11 protein-coding genes and 1 pseudogene are annotated in these 16439 nt (G+C 59.6%); 6 read left to right on the top strand and 6 right to left on the bottom strand.

Annotation, left to right across the window (positions count from 1 at the left end; translation table 11 throughout):
• Positions 1 to 779: 779 nt before the first annotated feature.
• The 3 genes from ACIQLF_RS21175 (at position 780) to ACIQLF_RS21185 (ending at position 5839) form a co-directional block, all read left to right on the top strand.
• Positions 780 to 1907 (top strand): ferrochelatase, encoded by a 1128-nt coding sequence (locus ACIQLF_RS21175; protein WP_400303030.1) that lies wholly within the window; start codon positions 780 to 782, stop codon positions 1905 to 1907.
• A gap of 399 nt (positions 1908 to 2306) precedes the next feature.
• The gene (locus ACIQLF_RS21180) at positions 2307 to 4517 is read left to right on the top strand and encodes a glycosyltransferase (RefSeq protein ID WP_400303033.1); all 2211 of its coding nucleotides are present in this window, start codon (positions 2307 to 2309) and stop codon (positions 4515 to 4517) included.
• Complete coding sequence (locus ACIQLF_RS21185) at positions 4514 to 5839, top strand: glycosyltransferase (protein ID WP_400303035.1); 1326 nt, start codon at positions 4514 to 4516, stop codon at positions 5837 to 5839. The genes ACIQLF_RS21180 and ACIQLF_RS21185 overlap by 4 nt, the downstream gene beginning before the upstream one ends.
• Before the next feature lie 708 nt (positions 5840 to 6547).
• On the opposite strand, the gene ACIQLF_RS21190 is transcribed toward ACIQLF_RS21185, so the two are convergent.
• Positions 6548 to 8179 carry an NAD(P)/FAD-dependent oxidoreductase gene (locus ACIQLF_RS21190; RefSeq protein WP_400303037.1) on the bottom strand — a complete coding sequence of 544 codons (1632 nt, stop codon included), beginning with the start codon at positions 8177 to 8179 and terminating at the stop codon, positions 6548 to 6550.
• Positions 8180 to 8225: 46 nt separating this feature from the next.
• Entirely contained in the window at positions 8226 to 9095 is an 870-nt protein-coding gene (locus ACIQLF_RS21195; RefSeq protein WP_400303040.1) for a DUF1295 domain-containing protein, read from the bottom strand.
• A gap of 144 nt (positions 9096 to 9239) precedes the next feature.
• Here ACIQLF_RS21195 and ACIQLF_RS21200 point away from each other — a divergent pair, with 144 nt between their 5' ends.
• Genes ACIQLF_RS21200 through ACIQLF_RS21210 form a run of 3 tightly spaced genes read left to right on the top strand, consistent with a single transcriptional unit; the run spans position 9240 to position 12009 of the window.
• Positions 9240 to 9701, top strand: coding sequence for a MarR family winged helix-turn-helix transcriptional regulator (locus tag ACIQLF_RS21200; RefSeq protein ID WP_400303043.1), 462 nt, complete (start codon positions 9240 to 9242; stop codon positions 9699 to 9701).
• Complete coding sequence (locus ACIQLF_RS21205; RefSeq protein ID WP_400303045.1) at positions 9698 to 11566, top strand: AMP-dependent synthetase/ligase; 1869 nt, start codon at positions 9698 to 9700, stop codon at positions 11564 to 11566. The genes ACIQLF_RS21200 and ACIQLF_RS21205 overlap by 4 nt, the downstream gene beginning before the upstream one ends.
• Positions 11563 to 12009: a DUF2177 family protein gene (locus ACIQLF_RS21210; protein WP_400303048.1), complete on the top strand. Its 447-nt coding sequence runs from the start codon at positions 11563 to 11565 to the stop codon at positions 12007 to 12009. The genes ACIQLF_RS21205 and ACIQLF_RS21210 overlap by 4 nt, the downstream gene beginning before the upstream one ends.
• 894 nt (positions 12010 to 12903) lie before the next feature.
• Here ACIQLF_RS21210 and ACIQLF_RS21215 read toward each other — a convergent pair.
• From ACIQLF_RS21215 to ACIQLF_RS21230, 4 genes and pseudogenes are all read right to left on the bottom strand, one after another.
• Complete coding sequence (locus ACIQLF_RS21215; protein WP_400303050.1) at positions 12904 to 13722, bottom strand: zeta toxin family protein; 819 nt, start codon at positions 13720 to 13722, stop codon at positions 12904 to 12906.
• Positions 13712 to 14080, bottom strand: a complete 369-nt coding sequence (locus ACIQLF_RS21220) for a helix-turn-helix domain-containing protein (RefSeq protein ID WP_400303052.1) — start codon at positions 14078 to 14080, stop codon at positions 13712 to 13714. The genes ACIQLF_RS21215 and ACIQLF_RS21220 overlap by 11 nt, the downstream gene beginning before the upstream one ends.
• Positions 14081 to 14282: 202 nt before the next feature.
• A pseudogene (locus ACIQLF_RS21225) lies at positions 14283 to 14375 on the bottom strand (recombinase family protein); the annotation flags it as partial.
• 1023 nt (positions 14376 to 15398) lie between these two features.
• The gene (locus ACIQLF_RS21230) at positions 15399 to 16361 is read right to left on the bottom strand and encodes a LysR family transcriptional regulator (RefSeq protein ID WP_400303055.1); all 963 of its coding nucleotides are present in this window, start codon (positions 16359 to 16361) and stop codon (positions 15399 to 15401) included.
• Between the last annotated feature and the right edge of the window lie 78 nt (positions 16362 to 16439).

The raw sequence follows: 16439 nt of genomic DNA on the forward strand, positions 1-16439 counted from the left end.
ACGGAAAACGCACCCCGGTTTTTGAGCTTTCGACACAGGATGCGCACGCACCGCACACTAACAGCACAGGACCCTGACAGAAGTCTTCTGGTCAAATATCAGCACACATCTGCATAGGCAGGTCGGTTCCCGTAAGCCGATCCACTAACGCAGCACTCCCCCACGAAAATCAGGCACTCACTAATGTCGGTTTCCGCCGTCACCTACGCAGAAAGTGCGCTTTATCCACGGCGCAACTCGACCCGGGTGTCGATGTCAGGAGGCCATACTGGGCCGTCTGATGTCGCACGCTGGGCCCACGAGCTGTAGAGCCACACACGACGTCCATCGGCCGCCATGTTCTCCAACGCCCCTGAAAGGAGACCCGGGTCGAGCGGGGCCGGATGTCCTTCCGTCAGTACGGCAATGCCTCGAAATCCACAGGGAAGGGTTCCAGCTCTCAAACAGCTCCAGGCGCAAAACGATCTGCGCATGCAAGCCGCCAACGACATCGCCCAGGCAGTCGCCTCACGGGTCAATGCAGAGGACGCCCTCAACGAGGCAAGGCCAACGAAAAGGCCGCATTCACCAACGCCCTGAAGAAGGGCCGGACTCAGCAGGAACTTAACAAGATCAGCCCCGCACGCGCAACGCGCAGGCGCGCCTCAAAAGTACAAACGACCTCTGAAAGAAGCATCTTGGCTCTAGAATTCACGCGCCCGGGCTCCAATTCAGTTCCTGTCCGAGGGACGTTTATGGTCAGATCAGCGTTGTTTTCTACACCTTGTACAATTTCTTGCATGACAGCCAAAGACCTTCACCCATTCGATGCCCTGGTACTGATGTCCTTCGGAGGCCCAGAGAAAGACGCTGACGTTCTTCCTTTCCTGCAAAACGTGACTCGAGGTCGTGGCATACCTGATGAAAGACTGGTCGAAGTAGGTGAACACTACTACGGATTCGGGGGGCGGTCGCCGATCAACGAACAGAACCGGGACCTACTCGATGCCCTCAAACAGGAACTTAAACGCCGTGGTCTTGAGACTCCACTGCTGTGGGGCAATCGAAACTGGGATCCCTTCCTGACCGATGTCGTCCGCGACTTCGCCACTCGGACCGGTGGCACACGCTTTCTTGCCATCGACACTTCCGCATACTCATGCTATTCCTCCTGCCGGCAATACCGGGAAGACTTTGCCAGCACCATAGACACGCTGTCCCACGAGGGAATCGATGTTTCCTTCGAAAAGATCAGGCAGTACTACAACCATCCCGGATTCGCCCAGGCGGAACTGGCCTGCGTGCGCCGCGCCTTGGAAGAACTCTCCGAACAGGTAGGCAGCCTGGATGTCCGCCGACATCGCCTGCTCTACGTCACGCATTCAATTCCTCAAACGATGCAGGACGCTTCCGAACGCTGGACCGCCGGCTACCGCGGTCAGCACCAGCAATTGATAGATTGGATCGGGAGCGAACTTGGGGACGAACAACCCCTCGAAACCGAACTGGTCTTCTGCTCCCGGTCGGGTTCCCCTCAGACGCCATGGCTGGAACCCGACGTCAACGACCGAATGGAAGAGCTCGCCGCACAAGGCGTCGAAGGCGTCATTACTGTTCCCTTGGGGTTCGTCTCGGATCACATGGAAGTCAAATATGATCTCGATACCGAAGCTGCCCAAACCGCCGAGGACCTCGGGCTCGTATACGTGCGAGCCGATACGGTGGGTACCGATCCGAAATTTGTCGCCGGACTCATCGATGCCGCTTTGGAGCGCGCAGCCCAGTACCGAGGCGAAGCCGTCCAATCCCCTGCCGTGACCCCGGAAGGAGCACTCGTTCCCGGCAGCGGTGCTTGCTCCACCACATGCTGCCTGGGCAGTCGCCAGAAACCCATCGCCCCGGCATGGGAAGTTGCATCCAGCGTCTAGAAATGAATTTATCGATCCGCCAAAGGCTGTCGTTTGTGACTCTTCGTCAGCTGGGGCGGTTTCGCTTTTTGTCACCAAGAACGCCCATTCGCCCCCTGCGCGTGGGCGTTCCGGGATCGTTCGCCGGTAGAGGTACGGTGAAGATTGAATCAGCATTTCTAGGCCGCGTGAAGTGGTTAATGCAACGAGCCAAAGAGTAGTCTTCATCCCGGAGCGGTCGAACCAATTTGGGCTCTTCGCCACCAGGAATCCCGACGGCGCAGAAGCAGACGAGAAAGCATATTCTTCTTCGCGAGAAATCATCCAACAAATATCGCTAGACAGGCTAGCAATTGGATAGGTTGGGATTTGCAGGGCACATGCTGTTCCAACCGGACCACTTCTTGACAAGGTGTACACATGAAGATCCAAAGCTGTCTCGATGCCGTAAAGAAAGCCGACCGCTTGGTCGATGCCTTGCGGTTAGCCGACGAACTGGCCGTGGAGGCCAGCCGGGACGGTGGGGTGAGGAACCTGCGCCTTCTGCGCAACACCATTGCAGGGTCGGATCAGGTCGCGGCTATTGCGGCCATCCATGCCCTCGCGCAAGTCACCGACGAGGAAGCCGACGAACACCTCTCGGAACTGCTCTCCAGCGAACACGGATTTATCCGGGAACACGCCGCCTGGGCCCACGGGTCTCGGACTCCGCGCACCGCATCCATCGGCCGGCTCATCGGCTTAGTAAGCGGCGGCGGTTTCGCCGCCATGCTCGCGCAACGGACCCTCGAAGACTGGGCCGTCACCGCCCCAGAAATGATCGCCGTGGGTCTGGAAAGCTCGCTCTTGGGCGTTACGGATGAGGCGGGGCGCTACCGGTTGGTGGAAACCTTGGGCCTGGTTCAACATGAAGTGGCGGTCCACCCCCTGAAACGCATCGCGCGGGACAGCCATGAGGCAGAAACGGTCCGCATTGCAGCTGTCATGGCCCTGGGTCAGCACGCTGACTCCGAAGACACCGTCAAGCTGCTCGAAGAAATCACGCAGGAAAGCACCCTGCTCGCCGAGGCCGCTCGGCTCTGTCGGTCCGACCTCTCCGAAACCCATTCTCCGCGGCCCGCCGCCTGGGCTCCCCAAAACGAACTCACGATCGCCCAGTTGTTCTTGCATGCCGACATCGACGCGCAACTGAGCCAGGCAGGCAGCGGGGATACCGGCGGGATCGCCACCTTGCTGGTGCGCCTGGGCGATGCGCTGGTGGAAGCCCACCGAAACCAGAAGGCTTCCGGCGCACGTGGACCCGATGCCGGCACCCCCTCCACGGTCAACCGCGTGGTGACGCTTTCACGCGGCGGGCTGCACGAAGCGGCCCAGAGCATGGAAACGTTGAAGCAAGCCGCCTCCGGCCATGTTTATGCCCGCGTTCCCTTGTTGCAGGGTCCTATGCCCTCGGCGACGGCATGGCCGCTGCGGGTGGCGGCACGCCGCGGCATCCACCGCATCCTCAAGGCCATGGGACGGGTCGATGCCCTGCACCTGCGCATGGCCGACGTTGGAAGCCTTGCCGCGTTCGAGGTGGCGCGCAAACTCGATATCCCGGTGGTCTTCACCGTGGCACCGGACCCCCACGCCGTGATCAACTCAATGGACCGTTCGGGGCAACTGACCCGGGAGAACTTCGGAAGCATCGACGAGGTCGAGCATTTTTGGTTCCGCGCCCGGCTGGTGCAGCGGATGGCATCCAACGCGGCACACACCGTGTTCTTCCCCCGCCCCGAGCTCGCTCAGGACATGAAGGAACTTGTGGGCTTGGACATGACCTTGGAACCCGAGCGCCATACAGTGGTCCCCGAAGGCATCGACCTGACCGTCATTGAGCAGGCCGTGGCCGAGGCCCAAGAACTCTCGGCCGGAGAACCAGCCAGTGAACCATTGGCGAAGCTGCGTGACCTCCTGGCCTACATCCCCACCGCACGCCGCGGCCTGCCGCTACTGATCAGCGTGGGCAGGTTCCATCGCGTCAAGGGCATGGCCTCCATCGTGGAGGCCTGGATCGGCTCGGATCTGCACGACAAGGCCAACCTGCTGCTGGTCGGAGGGAACCTGCACCACCCGTCCCCGGACGAACGCGAACAGCTCGAGCGGATCGATGCGCTGATCGATCCGGAAGCGCGGGGAACTGCCGGCCTGCTCCTGTCCGGGCACCGCCCCAATGACACCGTGGCCCGTTGGGTGGCTGCGGCAGGCACCGGTATTCCCGGCTACGCCACCGGGGCCGGTGTCTACGTCTGTGGAAGCCTCAAGGAAGAGTTCGGCATTGCGCTGCTTGAGGCCATGGCCTCGGGCCTGCTGGTGGTGGCCCCGGACTCCGGCGGGCCGGCAACCTACGTTGAACACGGACACACCGGATTCCTCACTTCCACCTGGGACACCGCACGGCTGCGTGCCGCCATGAACGAAGCGCTGGCCTGCGCCGCTGCCGAAACCACACCTGAACGCGCCGCATATTCCCGACGCGTCGTCGAGGCCGACTTCACCATCGAAGCCATGGCAAACGCCTTGACGAACGTATACTCCACCGTGCACCACGACGATGTTGAACTTCAACGAGAGTTGGTTTCCGCCCCATGACGCTATTGATCATCAGCCCCGATTACGCATCGCACCTCTACCCGCTAGCAGCTCTGGGCGCGAGCTGGCTCGAGGCCGGGGAGAAGGTGGTGGTCGCCACCGGCGACGCCACCGCCGGGATCGTGAAGTCCTTCGGTTTCGAGCATGTGCCCCTGTCACTTAGCCGCGGCTCGAACCCCGGGGTGATCCGCGCCGAAGAGCAGCCCGAGGGCGAAGATGACGCGCTGCGTGGGTTCTTCGCAGCCACCCGCTTAGGCATGATCGAAACCTTGTCCTTCCAAGCCGAGGCCCGCATGAACGACCTTATGTGGGAACCGGTCGCCACGGCCCGTGCCGTGCAGGAAATCATCGAAACGGTAGACCCGCAGATCATCATCGTGGACCACTTGGCCTTCAGTGCTCGTCTGGGTCTGGTGGCTGCCGGCCGCGAGCACATCGACGTGGTGCTGGGACATCCCACGGCCTTGCCCCTGCCCGCCGCGGCCGAGGTCTACGGTCTTCCCCCGACGTGGCCGGCGGCCTTCAGCCCCACCGCGCAGGAGGTCCAGGAGCTGCGGAACCTCTGCGCCAGGGTCGCCGACTCCTTCACCACCCAGTGGAATGCGGCTCTGGCCGTATTGGCCCCTCATCTTCCGCCCTCCTCCGATGCTTTTGCCGAACACGGTGACATGCTGGTGTTCAACTACCCCGGCGAATTGGTCGGTGCCGATCGCTTCGAACACTTTCCCCCGCACGTGTTCATGGGATCTTCGGTGCGCTCCGAACCCACCGAAGCACACATCGAGAAATGGATTTCCTCCAGCGATGAACCCTTTATCTACGTCAGCTTCGGCAGCTTCCTCTCGGTGCGTGGCGATGTGCTGAACAAGGTCGTCACCGCGCTGAAGGAAATGGGTCTGCGGGCCGCGGTGGCATACGGTTCAGCGGGCCGTGATTCGCTGGGCCAGCTGCCGGAGCATTGGCTGGTGGGGGAATTCTTGCCGCAGGTCACCTTGCTAGGTTCGGCCGCCGCCGCGGTGACCCACGGCGGCAACAACTCGGTGACCGAATCACTGACCTTCGGGGTGCCCACGGTGGTTCTCCCCTTCTCCACGGACCAGTTTGCCGGGGCCGCCGCCCTAGAAAGCATCGGTTTCGGCACCGCCTTGGCACCGAACACCGCGACCGTCGAAGAACTCCAGGCTGCACTGGCTGCCATGCTCGCCCTCCCGGAACACACTCGGAATGAATTGCATGATCTGGGAAAGAGTCTGCGCGAGGGCTCCGGACATTCGCGTCTTCGGGCCATGCTGAACACTTCCCCGGGTTTGCCTCCCGAGTAGCGGTCGGCGGCATTCCCTTCGCAGGATTTTTGAGACGTGAAGAAATGCTGCACCAGTCCCCTCCTCGTGCTCTAGCGAGGTGACCCGGTTTCATGTGGTGAGGATTTTGTAGTGGTATTTTCACGATCCCTCCCGCGTCGAACTGAGCGAGCATGGCAAGGTTGAAGTCCCGTCGAATGTATTTGAATGCATGGGACCGGGAGCCACCCAAAACCCACCGCGAGAAGTGCGCTGGGCGGGAATCCTGCTGGAACTCGATCAGAACACCGCCGGGGATTGCGGTGTTCCGTCATAGGCGGCCATCGCGACACGGGAGGGACACTGCGCGGACACGACCATCAAAGTGCCTAACCGCCTACGGTGGCTTCCGCGAGTGCCCAACCCCGGATGCGTATGACCTTGTGCAACGGTGGGTGATCTGCAGGCCGGCCTGAAGAAGTTCGCCGGGGGCCAACACTCACCATTGGTTGAGGTGCTGAAGCTGCGTCATATTGATGAAAACTTCGTTGGTTCCTCGTTCAGGTAGCTCCGTTAGCTCCTGGGACCCGCTGGCAGAAACGCCCAAAGCGGCACAGGGAGGCTCTGGTGGTCCCGCTGACCGGTCATCGCAAGCACACCCGGTGTCCAAGGAAAACGGTGATGAACTGTGCCATGGTCATCAACATGGCCAGTGGCTATCTCGCAACCCTTCTTCGGTAAAGGCGTTTTTCAAGTCAGCAGTTTACGCAGTCCAATGCCGTAGCCTGCTCGTGCGACAACAGCGCCAAGGGGTCTGAGCCAGCGTGGCAGCCACGCCGGTCGGAGGCTCTGCCGCCAGATAACCACGACCTCGGAGCCATGCTGCTCGATGATGGCCTCGACTTCACCTGCTACCGGACCAAATTTCGATACGTTTAGACGTCCAGGGTTTCCCTCAGTAGGTGCGTCGGCTCGGCGTACCAGCATGCGGTCTGCTATTTTCACTGGCCCCAAAGACGTGAGTCCGACAAATCGCAGGCCATCGCTCATCCGGCGTTGGGCTGGCGTCACCGTGGTGAGGGGAATGGCGCTGGTATGGCTATCCAGGTCGGTCAGCTTATCCCATATGTCCTTGGCATCCCCGATACACCAAATCCGAAGGGTAAACGTATCGTTGAAGGACTCACGCGCATTGACCATTTCTCGGGTATCACCAAGTGCGCGTGCGGCGGCAACCCCACTGGCCAATGCGCCTTGAATGGACGCTTCTGCCGTGTCACCGGCTATGATCACGCCAGGGATCCCACTAGCCAGGGGACGATGCCCAGGCTCGATGGAGGGCAATGCATCGGGAACATCGTGGCGCACCAGCAATCTCCAGTCCGGATCCTGAACCCCCATGATGCTGGCGGCTTGGGCCATGGCTTCGCTGTCATCTAAATCGTGCGCACCTACAGCGGTTGCTTGCACCAGGTGACGTCCGGCAGGTGCGTACGACGGGCACACATTGGAGATCACCGAGGTGTGGATCAGCCGGGAATCTTCTCGGACATCAAGGTAGAGGAAAGGCAACTTACTGGGACGACGAGGAGCGTCGAACCACCAGGTGGTCATGGAATTCATGGTCGGCTCTGGCTGCCCCGTGAGCCGGGCGCTGACCCGGGGGCCTGTGGCCACCACCACCCGGTCCGCTATCAACTCTTCGCCTGAGGTACAGGCCACTGTCACTTGGCCATTGTGGCTGGTGAGGGATTCTACGGTCATTGAGAATCGGATGCGATCCAAGACCGGTTCGGCCAACTGATGTGCCACGGCCGACATCCCTTGCGCCGGCAACGACGGGATACCCTTGGCGAAATACCAGGCCAATGTTCGAGCCGAGGGAGCCGCGGTTTTTAGATCCGAGTCTGCCACCACACCCGAAAAGAATCCTTCAATGATCTTGCGTAAGGGCGCAGAGAAACCAGCGTCGTCGATGACTTGGTGCAGTGTCATCGATCCAGCGTGTGCAAGACGGTTCCAACGAAGCAACGCAGAAAGGTCGGCTGCTTTCAACGTATCGCTGAACAGTCCGCTCAGGTATGAGGGGTGGCGGAAAGGGTCCGCCAATATCTGAACACCAGACTCATCCCGAACCGCGACACCGCGTCCTGACGCATGGAGGTCCAGGTCCTGGAGGCTCAGGGCCCGCCGGGCCTCCGGATAGCCGGGATTTATGAGCTGAAACCCCCGGTCGCACCGAAATCCGTCAATCAGCTCGGTATCGACGCGGCCACCGACTCTTTGCGAAGCTTCCAAGACCGTGACGTCGTGCCCTTGTGCGGAGGCAAATCCTGCGGCACGCAGCCCCGCTAGTCCCGCACCAATCACAATTACTTTCACAGCGTTTTCCTTCTTCGGTCAGGACCCATCCGATTATTTCGTGCCTCTACCAGAACTTTGGGATCAGCACGGGGGTGTTTTCCTTATATGACTCATAATCGTGTTGACCTCCCCATTTCGACTCAGCCTTCCTTTCCAGGAGCGGAATGCCACTGATCTTGATGAGCAGCAAAGCAACGAACACCGGTGAGATCACCGCGACCCACTGCCACCCTTGCAATACGGGTAAGGCAACGATTGCGACACCGATCCACAGCAGAATCTCGCCGAAGTAGTTTGGGTGACGCGACTTGGACCACAGACCTGTGGAGATGAATTTTCCCTTGTTGGCGGGATCGCAGTTGAAACAGGCCTTCTGCTGATCGGCCACTATCTCCAAACCAAATCCGATCCCCCAGACGATGAAGCCAATCAATGCGAAACCGTCCAGCGTAACCCGGTTGGCAGAGGTCATGGCGACCCACGCAGCGGCAGCCGTGAAGGTGACCCAGAGTCCCTGAATGGTCCAGACACTTAGAAACCTGACGAAGGACGGCTTGATCTCGTCGAAACGATCATCTTTGCCAGCCCTGCTGACACGCCGGAACAAAAAGATCCCCAACCTTAGCGTCCAAGCGAGGACCATGACTGCCAACAGCAGCGACCTGGCGTGAATCCCGGGCGTCGCAAAGAGAACCAGCAAAGTGATGGCGGTATAGGTGACCGTGCCGGTCAGATCGTAGTATTTCTCCGTTTGACTCAGGAACGACGGAATGAACGCGATCCACTGGATCAGGAAGGCCGCGACGACGGCAAGAGTGAAGACGGGGATTGTTCCCCAGACGGCACCACCGTCACTGCCAGCAAGTGCAAGCAGGGCGCCGACCAGCACCACCACGGGCAGGGCGATCAGAGCCCTGCGGTTTGAGTCCTTCATCAGGCAATTCCCTTCACGCATGCGGTCCCGAATACCGGCGCGGGCTTCCGCGAGGGTTCTTTCCTGCAGGCTATCTTGTTCAATTATGTATGATGTTCAAATAGTATTGACTATAATCCAGGCTAGCGATTTTGAGGAATCCAGGTGAACACTTCGTCTTCCCGCCCTGTTTTCGAGACCCTGCAGAGCTTGTATGCCATCGTCCGTGAGAGCGAACGAGAAATCGCCTTGAATTTAGGCCTGAATCTCACCGATTACCGTGCCCTTTCGGTGCTGGCCCAGTTCGGGCCGATGACAGCAGGGAAACTTGCGGAGGACTTGGGTTCCACTGCTGCCACAACCACTGCTATCACCAACCGGCTAGAGTTGCGCGGCTACGTGGTACGCCGTCGCAATACAGCTGACCGACGCCAAGTCCTTGTGAGCTCTACACCTGCGTCCTCACAAAAGATTCTGGACCTGATGTGCCCACTTGCAACCGCAATTGATGGCCATCTGCAAGCATTGCCCCTTGACCAGCGGGCAGCCGTTGCCAGCTTTCTAGACGTTGCTCAGCATCTGATGCGCGACCACCTGCAGACCTTTCCACAGAAGGAAGCCCGATGAGAGAGTTCACTACGCCGCTGTTGGTTGCGCCGTCCATGCACCAGAACGCGACGGATCTGCTGATGCAGCGCCTTAGGACTTCGCCCGAACACATAGCCTTCGAGATCCGCTCCGCCGACGGTGCTGTCACTGACCCATGGCGCCAAGTGAGCACTCGGGAGTTCGTCAACGAGGTACGTGCCCTGGCCAAGGGTTTCATTGCCGCAGGTCTTCAGCCCGGAGAATCGCTGGCCATCATGTCGGCCACCCGGTACGAGTGGGCACTGACGGACATGGCAGCGTGGTTCGCTGGGGCGATTGTTGTCCCCATTTACGAAACTTCGGCAGTCGAGCAAGTCATGGCAGTCCTCCTCGACGCTACAGTGCGTTTCGCGATTGCAGGCACATCTGATGAAGCCTCGATATTGGAACGGGGATTCGAGCAGGCGGGAATCCCTGGCTCGAGGGTCTGGACCATGGACACCCGCGTAGAACCGGATTTAGCGGATCTCGTTGACGATGGCAAACGCGTGGCCGACAGCGTCGTGGAGGAACGACGCCTCTTGGCAACCCTCGAATCGACGGCAACCATCGTCTACACATCCGGGACCACAGCCGCACCCAAGGGCGCACTCATTACGCATGGCAACTTCGTGGGTCAGGTCCTGAACGTGGCAGCCGCCTACACGGAGGTGGTCAAAGAATCGGGGAACACCATCATCTTCCTCCCCATGGCACATGTCCTGGCACGCGGTCTTCAACTAACCTGTCTGGCGAACGGCATGCGGATCGCGCATCTTGCCGACACCCGGGAGGTGGTGCCATCTTTGGGGGCCCTCAAACCCACCTTCCTAGTGGTGGTTCCCCGCGTTTTGCAGAAGATCCAGGCTTCGGCAGCGGCAGCCGCTGCCCAGAAACATCTCGGGCAGCTCTGGCATTTAGCACAGGACACCGCGATCGACTGGGGACTGCTCGCCGAAGCCCGCGAGACAAACCCCGCAGCCCAGGCCACACTCGGCCTCCGGGTACGACATGCCATTTTTGACCGCCTTTTCTACACCCGACTGAGAACACTGGTCGGTGGGCGCCTGGACTATCTGCTGTCCGGGGCTGCGGCATTGGATGCCGAGCTCTCTCTCTTCTTCCGAGGCATAGGTCTGCCCGTGATAGAGGGTTACGGACTCACGGAAACAACAGCTCCGCTGACCGGAAATATGCCCGGGTCAATCAAATCAGGATCCGTAGGAGTCCCGATGCCGGGAACTACCGTGCGGCTGTCAGACGATGGAGAAGTTCTTGCCCGTGGCGTTGGTGTATTTGCCGGATATACCAACACAACGGACAATCTGGACGCCTTTACTGACGGATTCTTTCGCACCGGCGATCTCGGTGAGTTCGACGAACAGGGCCGCCTTACCCTTAGGGGAAGAATCAAGGACGTTATCGTCACTGCCGGCGGTAAAACCGTCTCCCCTACCATTTGGGAGGGCTACGTCGAAAGCGATCCGCTCATTGCGCACGCAGTCATGGTCGGCGAAGGAAAGCCCTTCCTTGGTGGCTTAGTACTACTAGACCCAGAATCTTTTCAAGAGTGGGCGACACGCGAAGGTATCACCGACATAGCCCGACTGCGAATTCCAGACGACGGTGGAGCCGTTGAGATCGATGATGAACAACTGCTTAAAGCCATCCTCAAGGCAGTCGGCGCTGCCAACGCGAAAATTGCACGTAGCGAGCAAGTTCGAAGATTTATTGTACTTCTCACCGACCTGAGTGAATCAAACGAAATCCTCACCCCGACCATGAAACTCAAACGAGACAAGTTCATCGAACGATCCCGCTTCTTTGTCGAAAAAATATACGCCGACACGAGGAACCAAACATGAGAATCCGAGTGAAGAAATGGCTGCTGCACTACGTAGTCGCCGCATTACTTTTCGCCCTGATCGACGCACTCTGGATCCTCACCGTGGCGAGACAACAATACGAAAACCACATTGGGCACATACTCGCATCTGAACCCAACATTGCGGCGGCCGCAGCCTTCTATTTCATCTATATCGCCGGGATCGTTCACTATGGGATCCGACCCAACAACCAAGAGATATCCCTGAGCAAAAGGGTGGCTAGCGCAGCGTTGTTCGGCCTCTTCACCTACGCAACATGGGCGCTAACCGCGCTCACGATACTCAAGGGTTTTCCCCCGATCATTGCCATCACGGACATTCTCTGGGGCGTCTGCATCTCCGGCTTCGTGACTTGGCTTGTGGTTCTGCTGTCCCGGCGCCTACACAGGAAACAACTCAAGCCACAACCGAAAAACAAATGATCCGAATGACACGACAAGTTCTCGCTTCGCCCTGGTCTTATCGTCGGCTTGGCGCATCCGAACCCTCGGGGCCCTTTAGCGGGAGGCCGTGGGACCCCGAGGAACTCCTGGGGTGAGTTCTTGGATCGTGTCAGCTCCGATCTTGCGGTGAGCGACGCAAACTCTAGTAAGAAGGGTATGGGGCGGGCTAGTGATAAATACAGGTTCATCTCTAGCCCACCCCATAGGGTGTTGCTTTACTGCTGTGGCCATCTCAAGCTGTCCGACGACCACGCACTCCAGCCACTGCTGGTACTTCTATACTGCGGTGGCTGTCTCAAGCTGTCCGACGGCCGGGTACTGCTGTGCGAGTTTCCCCCAAAAGGAAGCAACTGCACCTTCCCAAATCGGGGGAGGTAAATCGCTCTTCTCCCCGCATGCCAAAAAAATATAGTAGTGCTTACTGAGAAAATAAAATCCTCAAATTTCTCTGGGTCTGCGGGAATGATTGGACGCCAAGCAATCGAGATCGCTGGCTTACAGCATGGTCCCGTCGGGATGCCCCGGGGCGACGTAGCAGCAGCGGCCCATTGCGTGTTTCCGTTCCGTTACTACCAAGAGCCCATTCTTTGCTGCCGAAATCGGCGCAGTCTCTTAAAGGACTTGTCCGTATTGCCACTTGTGAGTGTCCCGTAGGCCGATCCCCCACCGCGACACCCTGGCACCAAGAATCCGCCAGTTAAATACGCTGAAAATCCGGGGACATTCTTGGCCTCCCGATTCGCGTTTGCCCTGCCGGAGAAACTGTCTCGCCAAGGTGGGACAAACGCTACGCTCGAGACAGCAGCTGAAGCCGAAACCAGTCGGCTCCCTGTAGCCATAACGACGTCGAGTGCCGCGTTGTCGGCGCCATTCCTAGTGACCGTAGTGGGTTTCCGATTTCTTGATCGGACTTCCGGTACTTTGATCTACCTCGAACCGCATCAAAGTGCCATTACCCAGTTCATCTGCAGCCTGGATGGCGAGATTCGCCGCGTTCAGTGCACACACGGATTCCTCGTCGTTTCCTGCTTGATAACAGGTTCGGATCGCTGATTCCGGCATGAACCGGCCACCCCATATCGGGTCACTCTGTCGCCCATCCCACCAGCGCTTCTTGGCGCGCCGCAAGGTTTCGACGAGGGGCAGTTCCACGTCAACGACCGTAAGCCCCTCATAACCAGCCGTGTAGAGCTCATCCACGTACAGGCTTCCCAACGGCGCCCAAGAGAGAGTTCCATCAATGATGAGGTTCTCCCCTGCGCCCAAGGACAATTTTCTCACGAGATCGGTGACCCGATTGGAAATGCCATGAACATGGGCAACCAGCTCCCGGATGCTCACTGCATTGCCGTCAGCAAGCATGAAACTTTCACGATATGTCAGAAGCCCGTGACGGTGTGCTTCGTCGAGGATCAGATCTTTGGCTTCGTCGGGATCGATCTTGCGGTAGCCCTCGAGATTGAGTGATTGAAGGGCCGAGGACTTCCCGGCACCCGGAGGCCCCGCACTGTAAACGACGGCCCGACCTTCGACCTTGACCTCTGTCTGCAAGGCCAAGTACCTGTTGGCCACGTCAACAACCATTCGATCATTGAAGTACGCGAGCAGATGAGGCGGCGCCTGGTGCAGCGGGCTTCCGGGGCTGGTGAGCTGGGTGAGTTCTTGATGAACCAGCTCTTGCTTATCTGCCAACTGCTCCCTTAATCTCTTCGAACTCTTCGATGCTCAGTAGTCCCTTGGCGAACGAGGTCACCACCTGATCCCACGTGCCGGGGATGCGTCCCTCATGTGGGTAGGGGGCGTCCTGGCCCTCGGTGTAGGGAAAAGCCTTGAGGGTTCGCATGAGTTTTGGCCGGCTGGTGTCGTAGGCGAAAGCCCTGAGGGCGATCTCCTCGGGGCCGGCTTCCAGGTTGCCTCCGCGGCGCTCAAGCGCCTTGAGCAAGCGGTGCACCTTGGCTTGGCTGGTTTCCAGCAGTCCTGCGATTTCCCTCTGGGACAGGCCGCGGCTCGCCGCATTTTGGGCAGCCCTCAGTTCATCTAGGTCATCCACAAGTTTGCGTGCCTGACGCTGAAGGGCTTGGTGGTGGAGGGCTTGAAGGTTTGAGTCCATGACGAGCATTTCGATCAGCTCCTATTCTCGTGCAGATCCTGTAGTGAGAGCCTACGCCAGTGATTCACGATGAATCAAGCTGGATCTTATCGTCACCACTTCGAGCCGGAACTCACCGCACAACACCAATCCCCGAGCTCCTGGGTCTGACTATGGCCGCCAGAAGTGCGTCACGTTGCAGGTCGGTGCTTTGCGACCCGTTTGTCCTCGACACCCGCATGCATCCGATCAGCATGGCCGTCCAATATCCATTAAAGAAAATGATACGGACGGTCACCTTTTGAGGATCTGTCCGGTGATCTCGCCGGCGCGTTTGATAGCGCGGCAAACGGTTGAACATACTACCAAGAGGAATGTGACGAGTTCCGCTGTCGCGTGTCCCACGCTTTGTACAGCACGCCAAGTTTTAGATGTCTTTTTGGGGTACACCCCAACGCAACATATCTGGACCCCAATGAATAACGTGTGGTTTTCAACGCTGAATGGTTCTGGCATAATTTTCGTGAATCGGGACCAGTGTCCGCGATCCGGCGCCGGTAGCGGTTGCATGCCGCCGCGACAGCGCCCCGCAGCCGGGCACGGGAATGCACGGTTCGCGCAAGTCAGGAGCAAAGTCAGCGTCGTCCCCTATACCCGGCGCAACTGCTTCACCAGCGCCTTGTCCTGGTGCGGGAACATCGCACGCAGCGACGAACCGTTACCGTTCACGAAATTCGTGCCAGAACCAAACGAAGTTAACAGTCACACCCAACGGCGCCGCGGCCCACCCGCCAGCGTCGCGGTGGCCCAGTCCACACCGGAACACCGGCTCACCCGGCAGCGGAACCACGGCCCTCGCCGGGCGCAATATGCACCAGGTGGACCCTGTCATGATCGACCGATTCGACGAGATCAACACCGACCTCCTCGCCCGACGCGGGCTCGCCGAAACCAAGGGGGTGGCTTGGCGAACTTGAGGGTATCGACCTCACCCTCCGGTTCCTCCAGGACAAGCGCGCGGACGCAGAACGACTCGTCACGCTCGGCCCCACCAACCTCGGCATGCCCGCTTTCCGTCCCTAGGAAGGCAAGAAACTCCGCAACCGCTCGGGTTCATCCTGGGAGTTGGACTGGCAGAAATGCGGGAGCTCCCGAGGTCCTTTATTGGGTTCGTTGACCTTACAGTGCAATTTGAGCGCACCCTCGGCCGGTGCCTGTGCTGGCAGCCCGTACACCAGACACGACTTCGGCGGCATTTCCTGCCTGCACTGCAATGGCGCTAATTGAACTGGTGCGAAGAAGATAGCGCGGCAGACAGGCGGGGGTCGACGAGGTTCGGGACGCCTCCGAAGGAGGCCAGGGTCCGGGCGGTCTCCACGAATTCGCGTGCCGGCCCGTCATTGACGTCGGTGCGCCATGCAATCGACAGCGGAGACGGCGGGACATCGCTTACCGGGATGAAAGACAGCCCGGGACGGTCGTAGAAACGCTGCGTGGAGGTCTGGGTGAACGCAATGCCCCGCTCGCCCAAGATGGCTTCGAAACACTCCTCGACCGTGGCTACCTGAGTGCCCAGACGGACCGGCTGGCCGCCGCGGGCATGGGTTGCGAGCCAGAAATCCCTCCACTTCTCCGGGGCCTTGCGGGCGACGAAAGGCTCATCAACGACCTGTTCCACCGAGACCTCGGACAGCCCGGCGAAGCGGGAACTGCTGGCAACGACGAGGACCCGCGGCTCGATGAACAGTGTTTCCATGGCGAGCCAGTCCGATGCAGGCAGAGGCGGCCGCACAAATGCCACGTCGGCGCTTCCGTCGGCAAGCCCCGCGGTGGGATCGGCGAAATCGAAAGACCTCATCTGGACGTGGATTTCCGGGTGGTTGTTCTTGAAAGCGGCGAGGATCCGCGGCGTCAGCTCAGCAGCAGCGTTGGCCTGGAAACCGACAATCAGGGTTCCCCTTACACCGCTGGCAGCCTCCCTGGTCAAGGAAACGGCGCGCTGAGCGGCGGATAAGAGGCGCTTGGCTTCGCTCAGCAGGACATCGCCGGCGCCTGTCAGCACTACACTGCGGCTCGTCCGGATCAGCAGAGGGGTGCCCAGCGAGTGTTCAAGCTTCCGGATTTGGACGCTGAGGGACGGCTGCGCGATGTGAAGCCGGGCAGCGGCTCGACCGAAGTGCAGTTCTTCCGCAACAGCGACGAAGTACTGCAGGACGCGCAGGTCAAGCTGTGGCTGGTGCATCCGCCAACTATAAGCTCCGCCACAACCCCGGGTCCAATAGTTTGAGGCTATCGGCGGTTAGGGGACAGGTATTGGACC

This window comes from Paeniglutamicibacter sp. NPDC091659, from assembly GCF_044756805.1.
In the GTDB taxonomy this organism is placed as follows: Bacteria; Actinomycetota; Actinomycetes; order Actinomycetales; family Micrococcaceae; genus Paeniglutamicibacter.

Excerpts from the sequence above, each read along its gene's own strand:
- ACIQLF_RS21175 (WP_400303030.1), top strand. The coding sequence starts at position 780 with ATGACAGCCAAAGACCTTCACCCATTCGATGCCCTGGTACTGATGTCC.
- ACIQLF_RS21180 (WP_400303033.1), top strand. The coding sequence starts at position 2,307 with ATGAAGATCCAAAGCTGTCTCGATGCCGTAAAGAAAGCCGACCGCTTG.
- ACIQLF_RS21185 (WP_400303035.1), top strand. The coding sequence starts at position 4,514 with ATGACGCTATTGATCATCAGCCCCGATTACGCATCGCACCTCTACCCG.
- ACIQLF_RS21195 (WP_400303040.1), bottom strand. The coding sequence starts at position 9,095 with ATGAAGGACTCAAACCGCAGGGCTCTGATCGCCCTGCCCGTGGTGGTG.
- ACIQLF_RS21205 (WP_400303045.1), top strand. The coding sequence starts at position 9,698 with ATGAGAGAGTTCACTACGCCGCTGTTGGTTGCGCCGTCCATGCACCAG.
- ACIQLF_RS21210 (WP_400303048.1), top strand. The coding sequence starts at position 11,563 with ATGAGAATCCGAGTGAAGAAATGGCTGCTGCACTACGTAGTCGCCGCA.
- ACIQLF_RS21230 (WP_400303055.1), bottom strand. The coding sequence starts at position 16,361 with ATGCACCAGCCACAGCTTGACCTGCGCGTCCTGCAGTACTTCGTCGCT.